2 protein-coding genes are annotated in these 1,184 nt (G+C 72.4%); one reads left to right on the plus strand and one right to left on the minus strand.

Features of this window, described 5'->3' with window-relative positions; genetic code table 11:
- Nucleotides 1–117: 117 nt before the first annotated feature.
- Nucleotides 118–777 carry a GNAT family N-acetyltransferase gene (locus tag ACFWZ5_RS46475; RefSeq protein WP_384807011.1) on the minus strand — a complete coding sequence of 220 codons (660 nt, stop codon included), beginning with the start codon at nt 775–777 and terminating at the stop codon, nt 118–120.
- 81 nt (nt 778–858) lie between these two features.
- Between ACFWZ5_RS46475 and ACFWZ5_RS46480 the strand changes: the two genes are divergently transcribed.
- Nucleotides 859–1,071 (plus strand): EF-hand domain-containing protein, encoded by a 213-nt coding sequence (locus ACFWZ5_RS46480; protein ID WP_384893365.1) that lies wholly within the window; start codon nt 859–861, stop codon nt 1,069–1,071.
- Nucleotides 1,072–1,184: the final 113 nt, after the last annotated feature.

The raw sequence follows: 1,184 nt of genomic DNA on the forward strand, positions 1-1,184 counted from the left end.
GGCGCCCCAGTCCCGCCCCTTCCCGAAACCAGGGGGCTCCGCCCCCTGGACCCCCGTTTATCCGCGCTCCGCGCTCGTCCTCAAACGCCGGACGGGCTGAATATCGTTCGACGCCGCCTACCGCGCGAAGAACAAGGCCTCCGCGCCCACGGGCCGGTACCCCGCCGCCTGGAAGGCGCGCACGCTGCGGGCGTTGCCCGGTGCCTGCTGGGCCCACACCCGCTCCCCCTCGGGCACGAGGCACCGCGCCGCCGAAGCGAGCGCCCGCCCGAGCCCGCGGTGCCGTACCGACTCGTCGACCTCCACGGAGGCCTCCCACCGCCCGGCGACCCCGCGCCCCAGGGTGACCACACCCCCCGCCTCCGTGGACCACACGCGCACGTCGTCCCGCCGCTTGCGGGCGCGGGCCACGCGCGGGTGATCCGGGTCGTCGATCTCACGCAGACCGAGCGCGGGGTCCGGCGCCCCGGGCAGGGCGGAGGCGACGGTGACGAGGTCGATGGTGTCGAGGGCCCGCCCCGTCCGCTCCCCGAACGCCATGAGGAACGCGGGATTCATGGTCGCGGCCAGCGGGTCGCAGCCGACGGCGGCCACCGTCGCCCGTACCCAGTCGGGATCCTCGTCGGTGAAGACGACCGAGTGCGCCGTGAACGACATCACTCCGGCCTCGCGGGGAGACGGCTGCGGTACGACGGTCGTGTCGCCGTCGGGCGCGGGGAAGTCACCCCGGGCCGCCGCGGCGAGTATCCCGCCGAGTGTCACCGATGCGCTGGCCATGGCCGTACTCCTTGCGTTCGCCCTTCGGACCGGCCGTTACCCTAACCCCCGTCAGTAAGGCACGAAGAAGGGGCGGACCCGGTGGCGGACATCGAGGAAGCACGCAAGCAGTTCGACCGGTTCGACGCGGACGGCGACGGTTACATCACGGCGGCGGAGTACAAGTCGGCCATGGCGCAGATGGGGGACTTCAACGTCACCGAGTCGGTGGCCGAGGCCATCATCAAGTCCAAGGACGCGAACGGCGACAAGCTGCTCTCGTTCGACGAGTTCTGGGCGAGCCTGAACAAGTAGCCCACCGCAAACGCCGGACGGGCCGAGGTTCCGGCCCGTCCGGCGTTTCGCGGGTTGGCCTTCGCGGGGCGCCCCAGACCCGCCCCTTAACCCAAAACCAGGGGGCTCCGCCC

This window comes from Streptomyces sp. NPDC059003, assembly GCF_042740445.1.
Lineage (GTDB): Bacteria > Actinomycetota > Actinomycetes > Streptomycetales > Streptomycetaceae > Streptomyces.